At 58.4% G+C, this 21,276-nt stretch carries 20 protein-coding genes and 1 tRNA gene; 10 read left to right on the forward strand and 11 right to left on the reverse strand.

What is annotated here, in order from left to right:
- Positions 1-399 (forward strand): respiratory nitrate reductase subunit gamma (locus Q0M74_RS05880; protein WP_293952403.1); only part of this gene is annotated, 399 nt, incomplete at its 5' end.
- A gap of 291 nt (positions 400-690) precedes the next feature.
- Entirely contained in the window at positions 691-1,443 is a 753-nt protein-coding gene (locus Q0M74_RS05885; RefSeq protein WP_293952405.1) for a metalloregulator ArsR/SmtB family transcription factor, read from the forward strand.
- A 59-nt stretch (positions 1,444-1,502) separates the two neighbouring features.
- On the opposite strand, the gene thrB is transcribed toward Q0M74_RS05885, so the two are convergent.
- Together thrB and Q0M74_RS05895 are read right to left on the reverse strand one after the other, a co-directional pair.
- On the reverse strand, positions 1,503-2,432 hold the full coding sequence (gene thrB / locus Q0M74_RS05890) for a homoserine kinase (protein WP_293952407.1): 930 nt from the start codon (positions 2,430-2,432) through the stop codon (positions 1,503-1,505).
- Between the two features lie 11 nt (positions 2,433-2,443).
- Positions 2,444-3,781, reverse strand: coding sequence for a homoserine dehydrogenase (locus Q0M74_RS05895; RefSeq protein WP_293952409.1), 1,338 nt, complete (start codon positions 3,779-3,781; stop codon positions 2,444-2,446).
- Positions 3,782-4,173: 392 nt separating this feature from the next.
- Here Q0M74_RS05895 and Q0M74_RS05900 point away from each other — a divergent pair, with 392 nt between their 5' ends.
- The gene (locus Q0M74_RS05900) at positions 4,174-4,476 is read left to right on the forward strand and encodes a hypothetical protein (RefSeq protein WP_293952411.1); all 303 of its coding nucleotides are present in this window, start codon (positions 4,174-4,176) and stop codon (positions 4,474-4,476) included.
- A 228-nt stretch (positions 4,477-4,704) separates the two neighbouring features.
- Here Q0M74_RS05900 and Q0M74_RS05905 read toward each other — a convergent pair whose 3' ends face one another.
- Entirely contained in the window at positions 4,705-5,340 is a 636-nt protein-coding gene (locus Q0M74_RS05905) for a LuxR C-terminal-related transcriptional regulator (protein ID WP_293952413.1), read from the reverse strand.
- 619 nt (positions 5,341-5,959) lie between these two features.
- Between Q0M74_RS05905 and Q0M74_RS05910 the strand changes: the two genes are divergently transcribed.
- Positions 5,960-6,625 carry a hypothetical protein gene (locus Q0M74_RS05910; RefSeq protein WP_293952415.1) on the forward strand — a complete coding sequence of 222 codons (666 nt, stop codon included), beginning with the start codon at positions 5,960-5,962 and terminating at the stop codon, positions 6,623-6,625.
- Positions 6,626-6,804: 179 nt separating this feature from the next.
- Positions 6,805-7,929 carry a sorbosone dehydrogenase family protein gene (locus Q0M74_RS05915; protein ID WP_293952417.1) on the forward strand — a complete coding sequence of 375 codons (1,125 nt, stop codon included), beginning with the start codon at positions 6,805-6,807 and terminating at the stop codon, positions 7,927-7,929.
- On the opposite strand, the gene Q0M74_RS05920 is transcribed toward Q0M74_RS05915, so the two are convergent.
- Positions 7,912-8,103 carry a hypothetical protein gene (locus tag Q0M74_RS05920; RefSeq protein ID WP_293952419.1) on the reverse strand — a complete coding sequence of 64 codons (192 nt, stop codon included), beginning with the start codon at positions 8,101-8,103 and terminating at the stop codon, positions 7,912-7,914. The two genes, Q0M74_RS05915 and Q0M74_RS05920, sit on opposite strands and share 18 nt — an antisense overlap.
- 17 nt (positions 8,104-8,120) lie before the next feature.
- Between Q0M74_RS05920 and Q0M74_RS05925 the strand changes: the two genes are divergently transcribed.
- Positions 8,121-8,411 (forward strand): hypothetical protein, encoded by a 291-nt coding sequence (locus Q0M74_RS05925; RefSeq protein WP_293952421.1) that lies wholly within the window; start codon positions 8,121-8,123, stop codon positions 8,409-8,411.
- 157 nt (positions 8,412-8,568) lie between these two features.
- Here Q0M74_RS05925 and lysA read toward each other — a convergent pair whose 3' ends face one another.
- Both lysA and argS read right to left on the reverse strand, forming a co-directional pair.
- On the reverse strand, positions 8,569-9,915 hold the full coding sequence (gene lysA, locus Q0M74_RS05930) for a diaminopimelate decarboxylase (protein WP_293952423.1): 1,347 nt from the start codon (positions 9,913-9,915) through the stop codon (positions 8,569-8,571).
- On the reverse strand, positions 9,915-11,567 hold the full coding sequence (argS, locus tag Q0M74_RS05935; RefSeq protein WP_293952425.1) for an arginine--tRNA ligase: 1,653 nt from the start codon (positions 11,565-11,567) through the stop codon (positions 9,915-9,917). The genes lysA and argS overlap by 1 nt, the downstream gene beginning before the upstream one ends.
- A gap of 193 nt (positions 11,568-11,760) precedes the next feature.
- On the opposite strand from argS, the gene Q0M74_RS05940 reads away from it, so the two are divergent.
- The 3 genes from Q0M74_RS05940 to Q0M74_RS05950 all read left to right on the forward strand — a co-directional run bounded on the left by Q0M74_RS05940 (position 11,761) and on the right by Q0M74_RS05950 (position 14,731).
- Complete coding sequence (locus Q0M74_RS05940) at positions 11,761-13,290, forward strand: alpha/beta fold hydrolase (protein WP_366087914.1); 1,530 nt, start codon at positions 11,761-11,763, stop codon at positions 13,288-13,290.
- A gap of 80 nt (positions 13,291-13,370) precedes the next feature.
- Positions 13,371-13,443: transfer RNA gene (locus tag Q0M74_RS05945), tRNA-Arg, on the forward strand.
- Positions 13,444-14,290: 847 nt separating this feature from the next.
- The gene (locus tag Q0M74_RS05950) at positions 14,291-14,731 is read left to right on the forward strand and encodes a hypothetical protein (protein ID WP_293952429.1); all 441 of its coding nucleotides are present in this window, start codon (positions 14,291-14,293) and stop codon (positions 14,729-14,731) included.
- Between the two features lie 101 nt (positions 14,732-14,832).
- Here the strand turns inward: Q0M74_RS05950 and Q0M74_RS05955 are convergent, their stop codons facing one another.
- Positions 14,833-15,069: a PspC domain-containing protein gene (locus Q0M74_RS05955; RefSeq protein WP_293952431.1), complete on the reverse strand. Its 237-nt coding sequence runs from the start codon at positions 15,067-15,069 to the stop codon at positions 14,833-14,835.
- A gap of 116 nt (positions 15,070-15,185) precedes the next feature.
- Positions 15,186-15,662, reverse strand: a complete 477-nt coding sequence (locus Q0M74_RS05960; protein WP_293952434.1) for a MarR family winged helix-turn-helix transcriptional regulator — start codon at positions 15,660-15,662, stop codon at positions 15,186-15,188.
- Between the two features lie 288 nt (positions 15,663-15,950).
- On the opposite strand from Q0M74_RS05960, the gene Q0M74_RS05965 reads away from it, so the two are divergent.
- Positions 15,951-16,490 (forward strand): YceI family protein, encoded by a 540-nt coding sequence (locus Q0M74_RS05965; RefSeq protein WP_293952436.1) that lies wholly within the window; start codon positions 15,951-15,953, stop codon positions 16,488-16,490.
- A 63-nt stretch (positions 16,491-16,553) separates the two neighbouring features.
- Here Q0M74_RS05965 and Q0M74_RS05970 read toward each other — a convergent pair whose 3' ends face one another.
- The 3 genes from Q0M74_RS05970 to Q0M74_RS05980 all read right to left on the reverse strand — a co-directional run bounded on the left by Q0M74_RS05970 (position 16,554) and on the right by Q0M74_RS05980 (position 21,274).
- On the reverse strand, positions 16,554-19,187 hold the full coding sequence (locus Q0M74_RS05970) for an AAA family ATPase (RefSeq protein WP_293952438.1): 2,634 nt from the start codon (positions 19,185-19,187) through the stop codon (positions 16,554-16,556).
- A gap of 4 nt (positions 19,188-19,191) precedes the next feature.
- On the reverse strand, positions 19,192-20,337 hold the full coding sequence (locus Q0M74_RS05975; RefSeq protein ID WP_293952441.1) for an exonuclease SbcCD subunit D: 1,146 nt from the start codon (positions 20,335-20,337) through the stop codon (positions 19,192-19,194).
- A 148-nt stretch (positions 20,338-20,485) separates the two neighbouring features.
- Entirely contained in the window at positions 20,486-21,274 is a 789-nt protein-coding gene (locus Q0M74_RS05980) for a 2-oxo acid dehydrogenase (protein ID WP_293952443.1), read from the reverse strand.
- Positions 21,275-21,276 lie beyond the last annotated feature (2 nt).

Genomic DNA, 21,276 nt, shown 5'->3' on the forward strand with positions numbered 1-21,276 from the left:
AAGGTCATGTACGTGATGCTCGGGGCGGCGATCCTGTCCGGCTTCATCGCTACCGTCTCCACCCAGGTCTTCGGTGGCGCGCACGGATATGACTACCGCGAAACCATCTCCCCGTGGCTGCGTCAGCTGCTGATCTTCAACGCCCAGCCGGAACTGATGATGGATGTTCCTTGGGAGTTCAAGGTCCACATCGTGGCCGGCTTCACCTTGATGGCCATCTGGCCGTTCACCCGCCTGGTACATGCCTTCTCCGCACCGGTCGGCTACACCACCCGCCCGTATGTGGTCTACCGTTCCCGTGACATCACCGCACGAACCAGTAACCGCCACACCGCGTGGGAACCGGTGCGTTCAGTCAAGAACCAGCTTGACGACGAAGCCCGCTGGCACGGAGCTTAAACACCTCCCGCTTTTCACAAAAACACCTTCCCTGCCAGGAAGGTGTTTTTTACGTTTCAAACCGGTCTATTTGGGCCAGACAGCATGGTCACACTAATCTGGATCCCCGGACAGTTCTTCCCATGCGACCTTTTAGTTAGAGGTAATCAGTACTTAATATGATAAAATATTTTATCAAAAGTGTTGATCTTGGTTTAAAAATTTAAAACCGCCCATAAAGGAGACCTCCACTCCCTGCCCTGAGAAAGTCAGATATCAGGGTCAGAGTCCCCCTGAGAATCCCACTGAGAGTTGATATACGTGAATGACAACCCTGCCCCACAGGCCGCCACCGAACTCTTCACCGAGTCCTACCGGCTGAGCCCAAAACAGCGTGAAGTCCTCGGCGTTCTACAGACTTTCCCAGAGGGCGCACGTGCCATCGAGGTGGCTGAATCACTCAATATGCATGTCAACACCGCGCGAGGGCACCTGGAGGAACTGGTTGCCCAGGACGCGGTACGCGTGATCACCGCTCCCGCCAAGGGCCGCGGTCGCCCCTCCCTCATCTTCCAGACCCGTGTTCCGGACAACCGCGCCGTCGCCGAGGAGTACATCACCCTCATTGAACTGATGGCCTCCATGCTCGACGATCCAGATTCTGATGCCCCGAAGGACCCTGCGACCCTGGCCAAGGCGAAGGCACTGGGTGCCCAGTGGGCCACCATCATGGGCACCCAGTCCAGCGACACCCAACAGCTCAATGAGGCACTGTCTCCACTGATGAACCGTCTGCGCACCATGGGTTTCGATCCCACCACCGATCAGAACACCATGAAGCAGACCCCACCACCATCACTGGTGAAAGATGAGAAGGCCGGGGATGTCTCCATCTTCCTCAACAGCTGCCCCTTCATTATCGGGGGTGAGCGCCCCTCCAGTTTCATCTGTGCCGTGCATGGTGGATTCATCGAGGAAAGCCTCCAGAACACCGGAAAGGTCACCTTGGAACTCAAGCCCTTCAGCTCGCCGGGCACCTGTGAGGTCCAGCTGTCTCAGCAGTAAAAGTGCCCCGAAAAGCTGCTGCCTACCTGATGGAGGAGACAGCAGCTTAGGTGTTGGTTTTATGCGTGGTTGACCACAACGCGTACTGGTTCTGCGACATCAAGTTCCATGACACGCAGGCCGGCCTCACGGGCGTCATCGAGAATGTTCTCCGCGACCGCCTCCGTGGACAGCACCATCACGGTGGGTCCGGCACCGGAGAGGTATGCAGCATAACCGCGGTTGCGCAGGCGATTGACCCACTCAGCGGTCACCGGCAACACATCAGAACGGTACGGCTGGTGGAGACGGTCACGGCTACCTTCCCACAACAGGTCAGGACGCTGCTGGAGAGCAACGATCATGACGGCGGCACGGGAGACATTGAAACGGGCATCAATGTGTGTGACATCCGAAGGCAGTACCCGACGCACAGCCTCAGTGGAGGCGTGGAAGTCTGGGACCAACGCGGTAGCACGGATATCCTCATGAACCTTCAGTCCCACGGCACTGTACTCAGGCTGGCTCTTGCCATCGACTGGGAGGTTGGTCCAGGAGACCACCGCCCCACCGAGAACAGAGGCGGCGGCATTATCAGGATGCCCCTCGAAGGCAGAGGCCAGCTGGACAATCTGATCCCGGGTCAGCGGGAAATCCGCCAGCCCATCGGCAGCAGCCACACCGGCGACCGCAGCTGCAGCTGAGGAACCCAGCCCGCGGGAATGCGGAATGTTGTTGTGGCAGACCACACGCAGGCCCGGAACCTCGGCATCAGCGGCCTTGAGTCCGGCACGGATGGCTTTGACCACCAGATGGGAGCCATCGAGTGGGACCTCACCCTGCCCTTCGCCGAAGACCTCAACCTCAAGGCCTGACTGGATGATCTCCACCTCGACGGTGTCATAGACCGACAGTGCTAGCCCGAGGGTGTCAAACCCCGGTCCCAGATTCGCGGAGGATCCTGGAACGGTAACAGTGACCTTGCGGCCCACATTCAATTCAATCGCCATGGTGAAAGTTCCTAGCCCCTCTCAAGACGGATGACGCTGTTGATGGACTTCACCACCGAGTGATCCTTGAGCGCCTCAACGGTGGACGCCAGATCAGCTTCACGTGCCTGGTGGGTGACCACGATCAGGCGGGCACCGGAACCGGTCTCCTCCTGGCGGATGGTACGCAGGGAGATGCCACGCTCGGCGAAGATCTGGGCCAAGTCGGCCAGGACGCCGACGCGGTCCTCGACCTCCATGTCCACGTGGTAACGGGTCGGGGTCTCCCCATAATCAGCGATCGGCAGGTTCGCGTAGGTGGAATCACCTGGTGCACGACCACCGTGGACCTTGTTGCGGGCGGCGCCGACGACGTCGCCAAGCACTGCGGAGGCGGTCGGTGCTCCACCGGCACCATTGCCGTAGAACATCAGGCGACCGGCTGCCTCTGCCTCAACGAAGATGGCGTTGAAGGACTTGTTGACCGCTGCCAGCGGGTGCTCGCGTGGGATGAGGGTCGGGTGCACACCGACGGAGATGGCAGTTTCACCCTTGCTGTCGGTGATCTTCTCACAGACGGCCAACAGCTTGATGGTGTGACCGGCCTGCTTGGCAGCCTCGATGTCGTCTGCGCTGATGTTGCTGATGCCCTCGCAGTAGACATCATCAGAGGTGACACGGGTGTGGAATGCCAGGGATGCAAGGATCGCGGCCTTGGAAGCAGCGTCATGGCCCTCAACATCGGCGGTGGGATCCGCTTCGGCATAACCCAGGCGGGTTGCCTCAGCAAGGGATTCCTCATAACCGGCACCGGAGGAGTCCATGGCGTCGAGGATGAAGTTGGTGGTGCCGTTGACGATGCCCATCACGGACTGGATCTGATCACCGGCAAGTGAACGGCGCAGTGGGCCCACCACGGGGATGGCTGCGGCAACTGCCGCCTCAAAGTAGAGGTCGACGTTGGCTTCATCGGCGGCGTCGGCAAGCTCGGCGGAGTGCGCTGCCACCAGTGCCTTATTGGCGGTGACAACGGACTTGCCGGCCTTCAGGGCTGCGAGGACAACCTTGCGTGGGTAATCGATACCGCCGATCACCTCGACGACGATATCCACATCATCGCGCTCGACGAGTGAGAAGGCGTCATCGGTCAGTAGTTCTGCGGGTACGCCTTCGCGGGGCTTGCTCTTGTCAGAAACTGCAACACCCTTGAGCTCCAGGGGGCCACCGATGCGGTGGGCCAGCTCGTCAGCATACTCGGTCATCAAACGCATAACCTCCGAGCCGACTGTTCCATAACCAAGGAGAGCGACTCCGACGGATGAGCCGGGTCCCTTACCGGGATTGAAGCTAGGGGCAGGTGCTGAGGTCATGATTCTCCCAAATAATCGTGGCTGTGCCTGGTTTTTCCTTATTTCCCTGGCCAGCCTACCTGGCTACCGGAACGGAAAAGGTTACCAGGTCACTATAGACCAAGCTGTCCACTCGCACAGGGTCGACACCACCCGTGCCCCACGGGGCGGGAAAGGGACAGGAAACTTGTCCCACGGAAATCGCGAAGAGGGGCACCTCCGGGACACCTCCCCATGAATGCCACCACATGGCCAGACGATTAGATTGCGGACATGTCAACCATTTCTGCAGCATGTGGACATAAAACAGCATTTCAGCACATCAGAGCATGAAAGTAGGTTTGCTAATAGCGTGCTGGAATCATATACTTGACGCAGTACCTAATCGCCCTTGCCCTACAAGGAGCCCCCCCATGAAGATCCGCACACACCTCGCCTCAGCCGCCGCCGTGACCATCACCGGCGCAGCCGCCCTCACGCCCCACTCAGAGGCCTTCGCAGCACCCGGGGAATCAGCTCCGGAATCCCTCCAGCATAAATCCGGCAACACGCCCGGCCCCGACGACCCCGTTGCCACGCACCGCCCCGATGACGCCACCATCATCAAGTTTCAGCAGTTTGAAGAAACGATATCGGACTCATTCCAGCCCCACGGGAAGCACACCCCGCAGACATACGGAGCTGGGCCGTACCCCTACACCTTCGGCAGCAGCTAGCCCCCAGATGACAAAACGGTCACATTCTGGGTTCAATCCAGAAAATTGACAGCAATCATGCTGACTTTTTCCGAATCATGCCCTAACCTAAAGATGGTTTTAGTGGCAAACAAAACCACCTGCGGAAAGCATGAGAAACGGACAGTGTGGAACGCGCCGCCAGTCGCATTCCACACACCCACCACCACCCGGCCTTCAACATCATGAAGGCCGGGTGGTTTTTCACTTCTACCCTGGTGCGGCTGCGGAGAAGGGCGGAAGGACTCCGTCCTCGACGGCCCGGTGATAAAAATCCACACGGGTGAGAATCGGCCGACCATCCAGTGCATACTTGGCCCGGACCCGGTCAAGGTAATCCCGAACAGTATTTCGCGATAGTCCCGTGATCGTCGCGACCCGCTTAGCCGGCTCCCCCATCGCATAGAGCTCCAGAACCTCCCGCTGGCGCGGCGATAGTCGAACCGCCCCTGCAGTAGGAACGGCAGAGATCTTCCCCGCCCCAGCACCCACAGCCCCGTGGAGCACCATTTCCAGCTCCGCCGAGGTTGTCCGGGGATCCACAACCGCAGAGATCCCCGTCCCCATGGCACGCCGCTGAAATTCGGGATCGGAGGTGATCCTGAAAAGAACAATCCGCACCCCCAACTCAATGAGCTGCTCAACAACAGGCGTGTGATTGATGCTGGTCTGCAGGCCCAACAGCGCCACATCAAAGGCGCCGGGGGCGGAGATGGCCAACCACAGCACCTCATGCGGAGTACTGCAGGAACCAGCAGGTGTACAGAGCGAGGATTGAGCAATCATGCTCTCAAATCCGAGCCTCACCACCTCCCGCTCATCCACCGTCAGCACTTTTACTTTCATAGTAGAAATGATACGTGACCATCGGCCAGTGGCGGCGCACTCTCACAGGGGGTCCCGAAAGAGGGCACCCACCCCACTTGCTGCAACCCAGGCCAATGCCACCACCTTGGAAATTCAGGGATGACATGTGCAACGTCGACATGCCTGATGCTGACCAGGCATAGGGCAAGGCCATCATGCTGGAATGGTGCAGCAATATCACCCAAGGCACCAAAGACGCACTGCCGCATGCGACAGAAGACATCAACCCCGTCGCCATACTGACTTTCGGAGTCTGCCCGGCAACTCAGTGAATCAAAGGACCGCGTGGATAACGCAGACACGGACAACCGATCCCCCTTGACTGAAGCTGGCGCACTGGCTGCCCCTGACAACATGTCTGGTGCACATGCTCTAATGCTCCCTCGCCACCGGAGACGACAACGACGGAGACCAGCATGGCAGCGAAGGCGCGACCGCCTCCTAGCACATACAAGGCAGAGGTAACAGCCCCCACTTCAGCTGGCAGTAGTTTTGCAGTATTGAGTGATTTGAATCACTGGGAGATTCTGAGGTTAGTGAGAAAATCATTCAACTCCACTCCCCTACGGAGCTGAATGTGACCCAAGGAGAACACCCCATGCAGACCCGAAGAATTCTTTTCGGCATTTCAGCAGCTCTCAGTCTGGCTGCCGCCACACTCATCGCGCCCCAGGCCCATGCCGCTACCCTCACAGTCCAGGGCAACACCTGCACGGTCCGCATGTCAGAGGCTGACCGGGCACTCGGTAGAACCATCATGAAAGACTGGGGTGAAGACATAACCCAGGGGGTAAAGGACGAATTACCAGGAGTGGCTGGTGACATCGACACCTTGGTGCAAAACCTCAATTCCGGCACAGCAGATCCTGAGCAACTCAGTCAGGCAATGGCTCGCGTTAATGAGGCGGGTGTCAACCGTGGATTCTACGAGGATGAAGCAGCCGGCCTGATCGCCATGGGAACAGCACTGGCAGCCTCAGGCATGGTCCCCTTTGATGACATGACATTCACCAGGGGAGAAACTCCTGATATCCCAGACGACATCGGCACACCAGGTGAAGGTGATGATTTGCTCTCCCCAATCGCCCAGGAGATCATCAGCGATTCCCTTCCTGCCGGGGTACAGGCGATTGGCCGATGGTTCCGTGTGCTACAGAATGCCTGTGACGCGAACCAACCAGGAACATATAACTTCACACTCACCGGCGGTGGCGGAGGTACCGGCGGTGGTGGCAACGGAGGCTCATCCTTCCTCTCAAGCTGACGCTGCCCCACATGGTTCCAGCCCTGCACTGTCAGATCTTCCCCGAGCTGACGGTGCAGGGCCTCTTTTTCTTAGTGAACACCCTGTGCGAAAACACCACCGGACAGAAGAGACACGTGCCCCCTATGCTGGTGCCTACAAACCTAAGCGAAACCTCCTCATCGAAGGTGACGGTGGCCATGACCAGAATTATCCCGATTGCTGCCCTGTGCATGGGAGCAGTCATGACACTCAACGCATGTGGTCCAGGAGGCACAACTGTTGATTCCTCCACAGTCGCCACCATGAGCAGCTCCAGCCTGGGATCCTCTGAGGCAGGATCATCCTCTTTTCCTGATGTTGAAACCAGCCGTGTGGCAAGCAGACTCGCAGCACCGTGGTCGGTCACCTTCCACGAAGACACTCCTCTAGTCAGTGAACGGGATGCGGCACGCATCCTGGAAGTCACTGACAGCGGGCACACACGAGCCATCGGACACATCACCGAAGCTGCACCTGGTGGCGAAGGCGGATTGCTTGGCCTCGCAGCCCAGGATGGTTTCCTCTACGCCTATGTCACCACAGCCGGTGACAACCGGGTGATCAGGATGGCTCTGACCGGTGAACCCGGCGCGCTAGGTCTGGACCAGGCTGAGGTGATCTTTGCAGGTATCCCGAAGGCCGCCACCCACAATGGTGGGCGGATCGGATTCGGTCCGGATGGAAGACTGTACATCACCACGGGGGATACTGATCGGCCGGACAGTGCTCAGGATCTGGAGTCGTTCGCGGGGAAGATCCTCCGGATCAACCCTGATGACGGTTCAGTCCCAGCTGATAATCCCTTCTCCGGTAGTCCGGTGTTCAGCATGGGGCACCGGAATCCCCAGGGTATTGCCTGGGATGCAGAGGGGACGATGTATGCCTCGGAATTTGGGCAGAGTACGTGGGATGAGCTCAATATCATCACCGCCGGTGGGAACTATGGGTGGCCAGTGGTGGAGGGGAGGGCATCCAGGGATGGTTTCATTGACCCGGTCCAGCAGTGGCGTCCTGCTGAGGCAAGTCCGAGTGGAATGGCGATTACTGATGACGCCATCTTCATTGCGAATCTGCGTGGGCAGACTCTCCGGGAGGTGCCGCTATCTGATCGGGGTTTTTCACGCACCTATCTGACCGGCGAGTTTGGTCGTCTCCGGGACGTGGTCAGATCACCGGATGGTGCGAAACTGCTGGTGTTGACCAATAACACTGATGGGCGTGGGCAGCCCGGCGAGATGGATGATGTGCTGCTTCGGATTGATGATCTATCCTCCCTCAGGTGATGCTGAGCCGGTGTGATATTCCCCCGGTTCATTCCCGCGTACCACCACGGTGTCCTTAGGACCTGCCATCCTGAGCATCTCGGCCAGTGTCTTCTCCATCTGTGCGATGCCCTGGTGGTGTGTTTCTGATCCTGGGTGTGCGGAGGGGATGGCATAGTCGTCGAGAAGCTTCACGGTGAACCCGCGCAGCCGTGATCACCATCTCCATTCTGCTTGCCCCTGCGGCCACAGCAGTGGGGCTCAACTTTTCTGGAGAGGACTGCATCATCTCCTTTGATGATACTGAAGCCCAACAGCTGCACAGCCATCTGATCGGGATGGATGAAACTCCGCTCCTTGGCGGCTATCCCGCCAGGGAAACAAAACTGGAGAGTTTCTTCACCTACGTCCGCACCACCACAGACAGCAGGGATGACGCTGCGTTGAGCATGCGGCGGACTCCCGTATTTTTGAAAGCCCCCCCCCTAATGCCAGATTCATGATGTCCTGCACGCATGCACCGCAGGGCCCGAAGACAGCGGTGACGGTACTGACGGTGGGCGGGGAGGTTTCTCCTTCGGCAGCCCTTAACCCCGGCAAACCACAACACCCCTGCCGGGGTACGGCAGGGGTGTTGGGATGCGTCGATAAGCGCTGGTTCTAGACTTCGAGTGAGAGGATATCGTCCAGGGTTTCGCGGCGCAGCATCAGCTTGGTGGCACCAGCACGCACCGAGACAACCGCGGGGCGCGCAAAGGCGTTGTAGCGGGAGCTCATGGCGTAGCAGTAGGCGCCAGTGGCTGCCAGTGCCAGGAAATCACCGGTGGCGATATCGGATGGGTAGACCTCATCGTTGATGAGGATGTCCCCGGATTCGCAGTGGGAACCCACCACGCGGGTGTTGATGGACTCGCCTTCGGTGAATCGAGAGATCACGCGGGCATCGTATTCTGAGCCGTAGAGGGCAGGGCGGATGTTGTCGGACATACCGCCGTCCACGGAGATGTAGCGGCGTTTCTTGTTCTCATCCACAGAAACATCCTTGATGGTGCCCACCTCATAGACGGTGACAGCGGCAGGTCCGGCGATGGCGCGACCAGGCTCCACCAGCACGGTGGGTGCCTCGATACCCAGTTCGGCGGCGGTCTTACCCACAGCAGTGAGCAGGTCATGGGCGACTTCTGCCACATTGAGTGGTTCCTCGGCGGCGGTATAGGCGATGCCGTAGCCGCCGCCCAGGTCTAGTTCCGGCAGGGTCACACCGAGTTCATTGTGGATCTTGGAATAGAGCTCCAGCACGCGTTCGGCAGCCAGGGAGAAACCCTTGGCGTCGAACACCTGGGATCCCACATGGCAGTGCAGGCCCACGAGCTCCAGGTTCTCTGCGTTGGTGGCAGCCTGCGCTGCGGCAAACGCGGAACCGGACGCCAGGGAGAAACCAAATTTCTGGTCCTCATGGCTGGTGGCGATGAACTCATGGGTGTGTGCCTCAATGCCAGGCTTCACACGGATGAGGACCTGCTGAACCTTACCCTCACCTGCGGCAATATAGTCCAACAGTTCCAACTCCTGGGCGGAGTCCAGCACCACGTGTCCCACGCCGTTCTGCACGCAGGCTCGCAGGAAACCAGCATACTTGTTGTTGCCGTGGGCCGTGATGCGTTCGCCCGTGAAACTGGCTGCCAAGGCGATGCCCAGCTCATTGCGGGAGGCGATGTCCAGGGACAGTCCCTCCTCATCAACCCAGCGCGCAATGGTCTTGCTTAAAAACGCCTTGGATGCGTAATGCACGCGGTCCGGGCCACCGAATGCGGTGGCCATGTCACGGCAGCGGGAACGGAAATCGTCCTCATCCACCACGAACAGGGGCGTGCCGTATTCCTCCGCCAGGTCCGGCAGTGGAACACCGGCGATGGTGACCACACCGTCCTCCTGGCGCACGGCGTTACGTGGCCAGACGTGGGCGGGCAGCTCGTTGAACTGGTCGGCTGGGTTGCCTTCGTTCATTACATTTTCTCCGGTGCGGATACGCCAACCAGTGCAAGAGCGTTGGCCAGGGTCTGACGGGTGGCGGCGGCAAGTGCCAGGCGTGCCGAGTGGATCGGTGCGGTCTCCTCATCAGCCTTGGGCAGGATGTGGCAAGAGTCGTAGAAACGGTGGAAGGTTCCAGCCAGTTCCTCAGCGTAGCGGGCGATGCGGTGTGGTTCGCGCAGATCCGCGGCAGCTTTGATCACTGCTGGGAACTCACCCAGGGTACGGATGAGATCGCCTTCGCGGTCATGGGTGAGCAGGGAGAGGTCAGCGTTGTCATAGGTGACACCGACTTCGGCTGCCTTGCGCGCGATGGAGCACAGGCGGGCGTGGCCGTACTGCACGTAGTACACCGGGTTGTCAGAGGACTGGGATTCCCACAGGCCGAGATCAATGTCCAGGGAGGAGTCCACGGAGGATCGGATCAGGGAGTAACGCGCGGCATCAATGCCGATGGCCTCCACCAGGTCATCCAGGGTGACCACGGTGCCGGCGCGCTTGGACATGCGCATGGCCTGGCCGTCACGCACCAGGTTGACCATCTGGCCGATGAGCACCTCAACGCCCTCTGGTGCATAACCCAAGGCTGCCGCAGCGGCCTTCAGACGTGCGATGTAGCCATGGTGGTCAGCACCGAGCATGTAGATGTTCAGGTTGTGGCCACGCTCAAACTTGTCCTGCGCATAAGCGATGTCACCTGCGATATAAGCGGCGTCACCATCAGACTTGATGACAACACGGTCCTTGTCATCACCAAAATCGGTGGAACGCAGCCACCAGGCACCGTCCTTCTCGTACAGGTTGCCATTGTCCTTGAGCTTCTGCACGGCCTTGTCCACAGCGCCGGACTCAAATAGGGAGTTCTCGTGGAAGTAGACGTCAAAGTCAGTGCCGAACTCGTGCAGGGATTCACGGATGTGCGTGAACATCATCTCCACACCCTCTGCGCGGAAGAGCTCCTGGGTGTCCTCCGGTGCGCGGTCCAGGGCGTCAGGGTGCTTTGCGACGATCGTCTCCGCGATCTCCTTGATGTATTCACCGCCGTAACCGTCCTCAGGCGTGGGCTCACCCTTGGCCGCTGCCAGCAGCGACAGGGCAAAACGATCGATCTGACGACCATGGTCATTGAAGTAGTACTCGCGGGTGACCTTGGCACCGGCGGCCTCCAGGGTGCGGCCCAGGGAATCGCCCACGGCAGCCCAACGGGTGCCACCCAGGTGGATCGGCCCGGTCGGGTTCGCGGAGACGAACTCCAGGTTCACATCAAGGTGGGAGAGGTGATCGGAGGTACCGAACTTTTCCCCCTGCTCCAGGATCTTGGCCACGATCTCACCCTGTGCAGCCGCAGCCAGACGGATGTTGATGAATCCCGGTCCCGCGATCTCAGCAGTGTCGATGTTGGCGTCCGCAGCCAGAGCCTCCACGAGCCAGGTGGCCAGGTCACGTGGATTCACGCCGACCTTCTTGGCCACCTGCAGTGCCACGTTGGTGGCATAATCGCCATGCTCAGGATTACGGGGACGCTCCACAACAACCTGCTCGGGGAGAACAGAGGTGTCCAGATCGCGGGAGTTGAGAACCTCAACCGCGGTCTGCTTGATCAGTGTTGCGAGATCAGCTGGTGTCATGGGGTGAAATTCTAGCTGAGGCACACTGCACGTACAGAATACAGGGGGTTATATATGCCCAACGGTGCACCCACCACCGCTTTCACACCCTCCAGGCCGACTTTTCTATAAACTCTCCCACATAATCCCAAGCATTGGAGTATGGATGATTTCTGTGAGAACCCGTGTCCTGTCAGCCTTCTCCGCAGTGGCCATGGCTGTCGCTGTTATCGGTACTCCGGTGGTGTCCGCACAAGCCGGGTCTCAGATCACCTGGGAGGACTGTCCCGCACAGGTTGATATCAGCACTGCCCAGTGTGGACGCATCGATGTTCCCATGCACTACTCCGATCCTGGGCTGGGCGATATCTCCGTTGGTTTTGTCAAGGTTCCAGCCGCTGATCCTGCAGCCAAGCAAGGCACCATCTTCGGTAATGCCGGTGGCCCCGGCGGTGACGCCTACTCCTTCTTCGGTAACACCGCCATGAACTGGCCGGTAGAGCTATACAGGGAATGGGACCTGATCGCCGTGCAACCCCGTGGCATGGTTGGTTCCACACCCGTGGACTGCACCACCCCGGCCACCGGTTATGACCAGATCAGCATGCTCACCCGTGCCGGCGCCTTTGTCCGCGACTCCTGCGAACAAGGCACACCGGGATACACCTCCAGCTTGACCACCGACAACACCGCCAATGACTGGGAACGCGTACGCATCGCCTTGGGTGAGGAGAAGATCTCCATCCTCGGCCTGTCCTACGGCACCTACCTCGGCTCCGTCTACGCCACCCGCTACCCCGCCCACACCGACCGCGTGGTGCTCGACTCCGCCATGGCACCCAGTCAGGGCTGGAATGGTGTGATGGCGCTGCAGGAACAGGGATATATCGACTCCCTCCATGACTTCTTCACCTGGACCGCCAAGCACCATGAGACCTATGGCCTGGGTGAGACCCCACTGGCGGTTTATCAGGTGTGGTCCGACAGGATCGTTGCTGAAACTGGCACTAATCCCACCGTTGCTCCCCCACCGGCACGCGTCGGCGATGTCCCGCCAGCCCTTGCCTGGGCAGGCCAGGGTGGTGCCGATGTGATGAACACCGTGGCACCCACCGGCATTGCACTCCAAGGCATTGCCACCCAGATGCTCAACCCCGGCACCCACCAGGCACTCAGCCCACTATTGAATCTGACCAGAGGCACCATCCCCCAGCCCTCCACCTGGCCAGACCTGGTCTCCGTGATCGCAGGACAACAACCCCTGCCTGACCTGAACACAGGCACTGCCGACGAACACACCCAGCAGTCAATGAACGCCAGTGTCAACATGCAGCGCCTGGTGATGTGCAATGAAAACGCCGTGGCACCCAACCCCATGGATATCCCACGCAATGCCTGGGCCAGCTTCATCACCGGTGACATCTTCACCACCTACTCCACCTTCTTCTCCTCCGGCATGGCCTGCTCCGGAATCCACCCCTCCAGCGGACTCCAGCCACTCGATGGCTCCCACCTGGCCGTACGTCCACTCCTCCTGCAGGGAACCGACGACCCCCAGACCCCCTACAGTCATCACGGCGAACTGGCCACCAAGATGAATGCCCACACCGTCACCATCAACGGCCCCGGCCACGGCCAGACCTCCGGAGGCCTGAACCCCGCGGTAAATACCATCCTGATCGACTACCTCCGCACCGGAAACACCACCGCGACCTCCTCCCCCGGCCTCAACCCGACCCCCTAGTTGCCTTTCCAATCCGGGATGGTGATAGAATCACACCGTTGTCGTCAACAGGTCATTAACAGTCCTGACGGTGATGGTTCGCCTCCGTAGCTCAGTGGATAGAGCACCGGTTTCCGGTACCGAAGGTCGTAGGTTCGACTCCTATCGGGGGCACAATAAAAACACCGTGAACAGTGAGGGAAAATCACTGTTCACGGTGTTTTTGCACGCAAGGCTCACAACCAGACCGGAGGCAGGGCCAACCCGAAAACCTGGCACAGCCGCCTCCCTGGGTTGAGTCTCTGCCATCAGCCTTCTACCAGCCCAGGACCCCATCAACTTCTAAAATTTTAGACACGCGAAAAATAACGTGAGTGAGTCCCCTGAAGCGCACTCAAAGAAGCAGCATCCACTGACAAAATCTCAATATTTCCCTCTTCACGGGCACGATTCGGAGAGATGCCAACCTTTTCATTGCGGCTTCAATATTGCGAACAGTGACCGCTTCTGTGTTCCTAATTTCGTATTTAATTCCATCTTCAAGCGTATTGATAAAATTCCTATTCCAAGAAATCTCCACGCATGCCACAGGACAAGAGCTGCATGTCTGCCTGTCAGATATGAAATTACATAAAGAGCACCCTCAGTAGCGGAGGTTCCTCGAAGGGTTCACATCGAATGCGAGACACCATTCCAGGCAAGACCTCAGTGGAATTTAAAGTTTTTCCTGGTGTTTAATATATTCTTCACATATATGCACCCACATACAAAACTTTAGGCTGCTTTAGTCCCCATAATTACGAGACTCACACATGGTGTTGGTCACCAAATGCGTGTTAAAGCCATGAAAATGTTTCTAATACGTTACAGTCTGATGAGATTAACGGTGTCGTGAGAGCAAACCCCTCCACAGAGGCGGTTTACTTCCTGAGTTTCTACTTAAAAAATCAAGATAGGTTACTGTGTGACCTAACACCCGAGCCGTTATAAGAGAATTATCCGGATGTTGGGAAGGTTTATCGTGAGATTTCGTAATGCTGCCGAGAAGCGCGCAACAGAGCTACGACTACTGACGGCGACCGTGTATTTTCAGGCGCTCAATCAGAAATCTATTCGTGAGGATCTGATCACCGCCGACACCCTGGGTCCACAGACCCCGATGGTTCCCACCACCTCCACCACACGTCTGGCAGAGATCTACGCAGACGCACGCGAACACTTTGACAATGGTGCTACAACCGTGATGATCCCGTTCATCAATGCCTCGCCATTCACCCTGTCCGTGCTCACCCTGTCCGGTGAGGACGTCAAGAACCTGGACGAGTCCCAGACCATCAGCTCCCTCTTTGAAATGCTGTCGCCGAAGAAGAGCTGGTCCTTGAAGGATCTCTATTCACATGATCAGGAATCCGTTGCGCGTCTGACCCGGAGTGTCCACCGGTTGACTGCCGCCACCCTATAGGGCACAGTCTTTCCTCATAAACACCACAACCCGCATGCTGGTCCCCTGATCTTCCAGGGAGTCAAGCATGCGGGTTGTCCGTTGACCAGCCCCAGAAGCTTTTAACGCTTGGGGATCAGCAGCCAGGCGAGCGCATACATGAGGATCTGGGATCCGGGGACTGGGAAGAGCAAGGTGGCAACAAAAGCTACTCGTACCAGTGCGGGGTTCCAGCCGTAGGTTTCTGCAAGTCCACCGGCGACACCACCGATCCAACGGTTGGTGGCACTGCGCCGCAGAGCTCGTGCGTGGGCCGATGCGGTGTCGATCGCGTGGTTGAATGAGTTATTTGCAGCCATGGTGGACAGCTCCTTTTCCAGAGGGAATGATTGTTTTCTTAATAAACACCATTATCCACGCCTGGAAGGGCCAGCACATCAGGGAAGGCCCCCTATTCATCCCCTAGGGGATCTCACTACAGCTCCTCCCTCCCTTCATGGCAGGCGCCTGAGTTGAGTGCCGCGGTGAGGTAATCACGCAATACCTCAGCATGAGCTGGGGTCATCGGGTCAAACACAGTGCGGCGAACCGTTTCGACGTGGGCAGGTACAGCCTGCCTGAGGCGTCGCTCGCCCTCCGGGGTCAGCTCCACAATCACTCCGCGGGCATCGCCCTCGCACTTGACCTTGGAGACCAGCCCCTTCTTGTCCATGCGGGTGATCTGGTGGGAGGTTCTACTGCGGTCCCATTCCAGGGAGTTGCAGAGATCCCGGAGTCGGACATCACTGTCGCCTGACTCGGACAGGCTCACCAGTACCGAGTATTCAGAGGTGGTGAGCTCGTGATCTTCCTGGAGTGTCTCATCGAGTGTGCGGTCCATCTTGCGTGTTGCAGCAAGGATGAGGCGCCAAAGCTTCTGCTCATCATCATTGAGCCATCTAGGTGTTGTCATGTCATATACCTTAGTTACTTTTTGAAAATATACTCAAAGGCTAGCCCATAACCCGCCCCTTCCCCACATTTCACATATCCCGTGGCAGGAATTTTATTCACACCCTGACCTGCGAAAACATGTTGATGTTTCAACATGTTTCCCATTTCTTGTTGACACATCATCAATGTCTGTTAGGGTAGTAATCGAACCGCTTCAGAGAGCACAGCTTGGAGAAGATCGGTATTCTCGAATTTAACCGGGGTCACATTTCCCCGGTGACATACACACTCAACGCAAAGGAATGACATGAGCAACCTGAATGGTAACTGGATCCTGGACGCTTCCCACACCGAGATCAAGTTCATTGCACGTCACGCAATGATCACCAAGGTCCGTGGTGAGTTCACCGAGTACGATTCCAACATCGTCGTCGACGTTGAGAACCAGGAGAACTCCTCCGCCAAGGTTGTCATCAAGACCGCTTCTCTCACCACCGGCAACGGTGACCGCGACGGCCACGTCAAGGGCGAGGACTTCTTCGACGTGGAGAAATTCCCTGAGATGACCTTCGTGGCAACCGCCTTCAACATCAAGAACGAGAGCGAAGGCACCGTCACCGGCGATCTGACCGTTAAAGAAACCACCAAGTCCGTCACTCTCGACGTTGAGGTCGGCGGCGTGGCTGAGGACCCGTTCGGCAACACCCGCCTGGGCTTTGAGGCAACCACCGAGATCAACCGCAAGGACTTCGGCCTCGAGTGGAACGCACCTCTGAACACCGGTGGCGTCCTGGTCTCCGAGAAGATCAAGATCGAGATCGACGGCTCCGCCATCAAGCAGGCATAAGCCTCTCTCCTTCACCAAAGACCTCTGGCCCACACATAGATGTGGGGGCCAGAGGTCTTGTCATCACACCCTGCTCTTCAAACTGTCAATGTCATACATGATCTTCGGGGAGACATAGTTATAGCGCTCCGGGACACAGGTCAGCACGAACACCTGACCATCACGGCCGGCTTCACCAAACAGTGTGGAGATTCGCGTGAGCCGGACCGGATCAGTACTGCCAAGGGCATCATCGATGAAGACCGGAACCACACCATGGGTGGAGGAATCTGCCACCAGGTCAGCGATAGCAAACCTGGTCAGGATGGCCAACTGTTCCTGGGCACCTCCAGAGAGGTGATCCAGGTTGACCGTGCGGCTGCCGATAGAACGGGTGGCAATGGACAACTGATCATCCAGGCCGAAGCCGGTTTCCTCACCAAAGACCCGGGCTGCCAGGCGGGCAAGTTTATCGGCAAAGGGTGCTGCATAACGCTTGCGGGAGCTTTCCCGGTGACGGATCATCACCTCACGCAGACGCTGTGCTGCATTGGCCCGGCGCTGGATGGACGCCAGGCGGTTCTCTGCTGCTTCCAGGGCGGCATGTGCTTTAGCATGACGTTCTGAGGCACCGGCGGCCAGTTGGATATGACTTTCCAAACGTGCCAGTTCCACAGCCGCTCCGGAAATCGCTGACCGGTAGGCCTCCACGTTGGCTTCTGCACCACGCAGGAGTTGTTCCGCCATCACGGGGTCACTCTGGGCCAGGTGTGCGTCAATCTGTTTTTTCTCCTGCTTCAGGGCTTCCAGGTCCTCCTGGCAGCGGGACACGGCAGCAGAGATGTCGGCATCGCTGAGGTCTTCTTCCGCACGTTGAACATCTGACAAGGTGGCAGCGGCATTATCGCTCAAGCCCTCGAGTTGGGTGGACAGCACGGTCAGTGCGCGGTCTGCCGGTTGCTGACGGAGGGCATCCAGAGAGGCGTCGGCAAGCTTGACGGCTTCACCGGCCTGGTCGCGGTGGGCTTCAGCCTCCGTCAACTGGGTGCGGGCCTGATCCAGGGTGAGGTCACCGAGGTCATCAGTGTTGCGGGATTCCAGGGCTGCATGTTCTGCGCGCAGGGTGTCAATATCGGTGGGTGCTCCCCCGGCGATGCGCGCACGGTCCTTGACCAGTGCCTCAATATCCGCGGTGAGTTTCTGCTGGACCGCAAGGCGTCCGCGTAGTTCCTCCATGCTGTCGACGTTGAGTTTGTCCAGCAGTTCCGCACGGTCAGCCTCAGCAGATTCCAACTGCACCTGGCTGTCGGTGATCATCTTGCCGGGATTGACCACCATGGTCACCCCACCGACCTCAATGGTGAGTTCGCGGTCCAGATCCACCGTGTGGCCGGCAGAATCCACCGTGTGGGCCTCACTGTCAATCATGAGCTCAGCTGACTGCTCGGCAGTGAAACGAATGTGGGCGCCGCGGGACTGGCTGAGGGCGCGGTTGACCTTGACCTCTTCGGTGATCTTCTGCAGTGCGTCTACATCAGCAGTGGTCACCGTGGCTTCAGCTGCCTGTGTGGTCCGCAGTTCCAACAACTGCTGATCCAGCTCATCAATGCTGTTGATCAGTTCTTTGAGTTCCAACCAGCGTGCGCTCTGGCTGAGTGTGTCCACCACCTTGCGTGCAGCTTTCACCGCCTCAATGGCTGTGGCCTCCTCCGCGCGCGCCTGCTCCAAGGCGTTGCTCCGCTCGGTGATGGTGTTCTTCTCCTGCTCAGCAGCCTCTGTGGCTTGCGCCACCTTGGCGTGTTGTTCCTCCACCACCAGGCGGCTCTTCTCCGCACGGGCACGCAGATCAGCGCGGTCAGCCTGCTGTTTTTCCGCAAGACGATGATCTGTGGTTGCGCGTTCCAAGCGCTTATCCACATCTTCCGCCTGCGCCTTGACCTTGACTGCAGCCTCAAATTCGGTCTGGCGGACCTCGAGTTCCGCCTCGGCCTCAGGAAGTTTCTTCTGAGCTAGATCGCGATCCTGTTCCAGGCGTGCCACACGATCAACCTGGGCTCCCAGGGTGGAGATCTCCGCCCGTGCTTCATCCAGTTCCTTCTGGTGCTGCTCCACCGCCGTGAAGAACTGTTCATAGCTGGTGGTACGACTCCCACGTTTGGTGAAGTAGGTGGCATATTCTGCTTCAACAGCAGCCATGAGGGCGGTGTCTTCTGCACCATCTTCTGCCGTGCCACCATTTTGATCATTCAACGCGCTGGTCAGTGAAGGGATTCCCACGGCATTGATACCCGCATCCACATCACCCTGACGCATGAAGAGGGTATCCAGCAGGAATCTGTCCAGGTGGCCTTCCAGGATCTCATCCAGCTGGGCATCGGCTTCCCGGCTGGTGTAGTTGGCCGAGCGTGGTTCCAGGATCTGCAGTTCTGAACTGGGGCTCTTCAAAAACTGCTTGGTGATGATCATCCGGTAGGGCCCCACGGATAATTCCAGGCTGATGCGTACCGGGACATCACGGTCCACGGGTTTCACAGCACGGGTGAGCTTATTCCTGGCACCATGTTTCTCAGTGAGAACAATCTGGATGGCCTCCAAGATTGAGGACTTACCCTTTTCATTATCACCGTGGATGACAATGACCCCGGAATCCGGGATGTTTTCAAGTTCCAGCTGCTCAATGGCACGAAAATTATTAATGGTGATCGAGTGGATGAGCATGTGTCTAGTTCTCCCTACTCAGACGGAACATCAGGTTGAGGGCATCGCGATCAACCTCGGATGCGGGGCCATCAGTCACGGCATCGACAAGTTCGCTCAATGCCTCTGCTGCATAACCGGCCACCGACAGGTTGGACAGTTCTTCATCATCAGGTTCCAATACCAGGTCAGTGGTGCGGTCACGGGGCTTCAGGGAGGCGAAGACATCCTCGAGTTCTGCGATGCCTTCCTCCAACCTGCGGTTCTGTTCCAGGGTGATGGTGCCGCGCAGGCCATATTTGATCACGGTGCGGGACTTATCGGGATAGGCACGCAGGATGTCCAGGAACTCCTCAATATCCTCATCGGAGGTGACTTCCCTAAACAGAGCTTCAAAGACCCAGTTGCCCACGCGGACCTCCTCCACTTCAGCATGGCCCTTGGAGGCGGTCACCACCAGTACATTGCCGGAGTTGGTCTCTCCGCCCTTGCGGGTGGGGTCAAGGTCATGGAAGTCCGTGGTCTCCGGCGCACCTGAAAACCACACACCTCCAGAGCTTCCCACTGGCTGCGCTGAGTGGGTGTCCCCCAGGGCGAGGTAGTCGATGGTGGCGTCGGCAAGTTTTGATTCCACGAACTGCAGATCAATGAGGTCCGCACTGGCTTCGGCACTACGTGATTCCGCCTGCCCGTGTCCCACCGCTATTCTGATCTTCTCCGTGGGCTTGAGTGGATCCAGTGCCGCCCGCACCAGATCCGTGGTGGCCGTCTTGGTCAACAGTGGTGCACCGACGATCTCCACACCGGGAAGCACCTCCACCACGCTGGTGTCTTTGAGCACGGTGACGCCCTCAATGTTCTCCACCCGGTAGAAGATGGAATCCGCCGTGAGAGGATCATGATTTCCGGGCAGGAGATAAACAGGCACAGGCAGTGCCTTCAACGCATCCAGTGCCCTGCCTGTCGTGCGTTGGTGGAGGGAGTTGTGTTCGAAAACATCGCCGGCCACCACGATGAACCGGCACCCATGTGCCCGAGCCACCTCCCCCATCTTCTCAATGGAGCGGATGCGGTCATCATCAAAACGAGCCTGCGCCTCGGATGAGAGGAACCACCTCGTCATTCCGATCTGGAGGTCAGATGAATGAAGGAACTTAATGGTGTCAGTCATGTTTTCCATCTCAGCACAAGGGGTGGACACAGCAGCAACCCCAGCGGGAAGCCATTGAATTCAATACAACAGTATTATCCCAGTTCAGAACAGGTTTTCCCACTGGGGGTAACCCACTGCAACCAGCCCAGCTCCAGCCCCAACCTGTCTAGCTGTCGTCATCAAGCCGCGCGGTGGGATGTGAAGCCACGAGGACCTCGTACATATCCTCGATATCGCTCACGGCGCGCAGCTGCTCCAAAGAGGTGTAAGACACCAGGCGTAGGGCCTTGTGCAGGTAGTTGATATCGGAATCATCAATCGCCGGGGCGACCTTCGGATCCGGCAGATCAGGCAGCACCTTCCCCTCCCAGAAGGATTCATTGTCCTCGGGCTCCTCCTCCACCTTGGCGTGGTAGGTGGCGATGAGTGCTTCCAGGCCGGCCATGCCCTGGCCACGGATGTCCAGCACCATGGCGGGGTTGGCGGTCATCTTCTCCGCGACCACGTAGGCACTGGCCACAGCATGTTTGCACACCAGGGACCGGTCCGGGCAGGAGCAGTCATAGTAGATGGATTCATCCGGTTCACCAAGCAGCTGATCCAGCATGGAGGAGGTCAGATGCCCTTCCCTGACCAGCTTCATGCCGTTGGTGGTTTCCGCGATGCCGCTGTAGGCGGTGCGCATCCTGTCCGCACTGCGGTAGGGGAAGGTCATCATGACCTCGAAGGGTTCGTTTTGAGAACCTGCCACCTTGCAGGTGACGCGCCCCTCCAGAATCTGGACCCCGGTGACATTACCGTTGCGGTAGTAGTCCTCACCGCGCTGGATACGCCCGGAGTCAGCATTTTTCAGGGTCAGCTGGATGACGCGGTTGCCTGCCGGGCTGAAGCGCTTATTACGCATCTTGCTGGTCTTGTTGGCAGCCTTTTGCAGCGTTGGGCCCAGGCGGGACACAT

Origin of the sequence: uncultured Corynebacterium sp. (assembly GCF_945649885.1) — a bacterium.
Taxonomy (GTDB): domain Bacteria; phylum Actinomycetota; class Actinomycetes; order Mycobacteriales; family Mycobacteriaceae; genus Corynebacterium.

What these genes read in the sequence shown, in the direction of transcription:
- thrB (WP_293952407.1), bottom strand. Translation starts at nt 2,432, where the DNA reads ATGGCGATTGAATTGAATGTGGGCCGCAAGGTCACTGTTACCGTTCCA.
- Q0M74_RS05895 (WP_293952409.1), bottom strand. Translation starts at nt 3,781, where the DNA reads ATGACCTCAGCACCTGCCCCTAGCTTCAATCCCGGTAAGGGACCCGGC.
- Q0M74_RS05900 (WP_293952411.1), top strand. Translation starts at nt 4,174, where the DNA reads ATGAAGATCCGCACACACCTCGCCTCAGCCGCCGCCGTGACCATCACC.
- Q0M74_RS05905 (WP_293952413.1), bottom strand. Translation starts at nt 5,340, where the DNA reads ATGAAAGTAAAAGTGCTGACGGTGGATGAGCGGGAGGTGGTGAGGCTC.
- Q0M74_RS05910 (WP_293952415.1), top strand. Translation starts at nt 5,960, where the DNA reads ATGCAGACCCGAAGAATTCTTTTCGGCATTTCAGCAGCTCTCAGTCTG.
- Q0M74_RS05915 (WP_293952417.1), top strand. Translation starts at nt 6,805, where the DNA reads ATGACCAGAATTATCCCGATTGCTGCCCTGTGCATGGGAGCAGTCATG.
- lysA (WP_293952423.1), bottom strand. Translation starts at nt 9,915, where the DNA reads ATGAACGAAGGCAACCCAGCCGACCAGTTCAACGAGCTGCCCGCCCAC.
- argS (WP_293952425.1), bottom strand. Translation starts at nt 11,567, where the DNA reads ATGACACCAGCTGATCTCGCAACACTGATCAAGCAGACCGCGGTTGAG.
- Q0M74_RS05940 (WP_366087914.1), top strand. Translation starts at nt 11,761, where the DNA reads ATGGCTGTCGCTGTTATCGGTACTCCGGTGGTGTCCGCACAAGCCGGG.
- Q0M74_RS05955 (WP_293952431.1), bottom strand. Translation starts at nt 15,069, where the DNA reads ATGGCTGCAAATAACTCATTCAACCACGCGATCGACACCGCATCGGCC.
- Q0M74_RS05960 (WP_293952434.1), bottom strand. Translation starts at nt 15,662, where the DNA reads ATGACAACACCTAGATGGCTCAATGATGATGAGCAGAAGCTTTGGCGC.
- Q0M74_RS05965 (WP_293952436.1), top strand. Translation starts at nt 15,951, where the DNA reads ATGAGCAACCTGAATGGTAACTGGATCCTGGACGCTTCCCACACCGAG.
- Q0M74_RS05970 (WP_293952438.1), bottom strand. Translation starts at nt 19,187, where the DNA reads ATGCTCATCCACTCGATCACCATTAATAATTTTCGTGCCATTGAGCAG.
- Q0M74_RS05975 (WP_293952441.1), bottom strand. Translation starts at nt 20,337, where the DNA reads ATGACTGACACCATTAAGTTCCTTCATTCATCTGACCTCCAGATCGGA.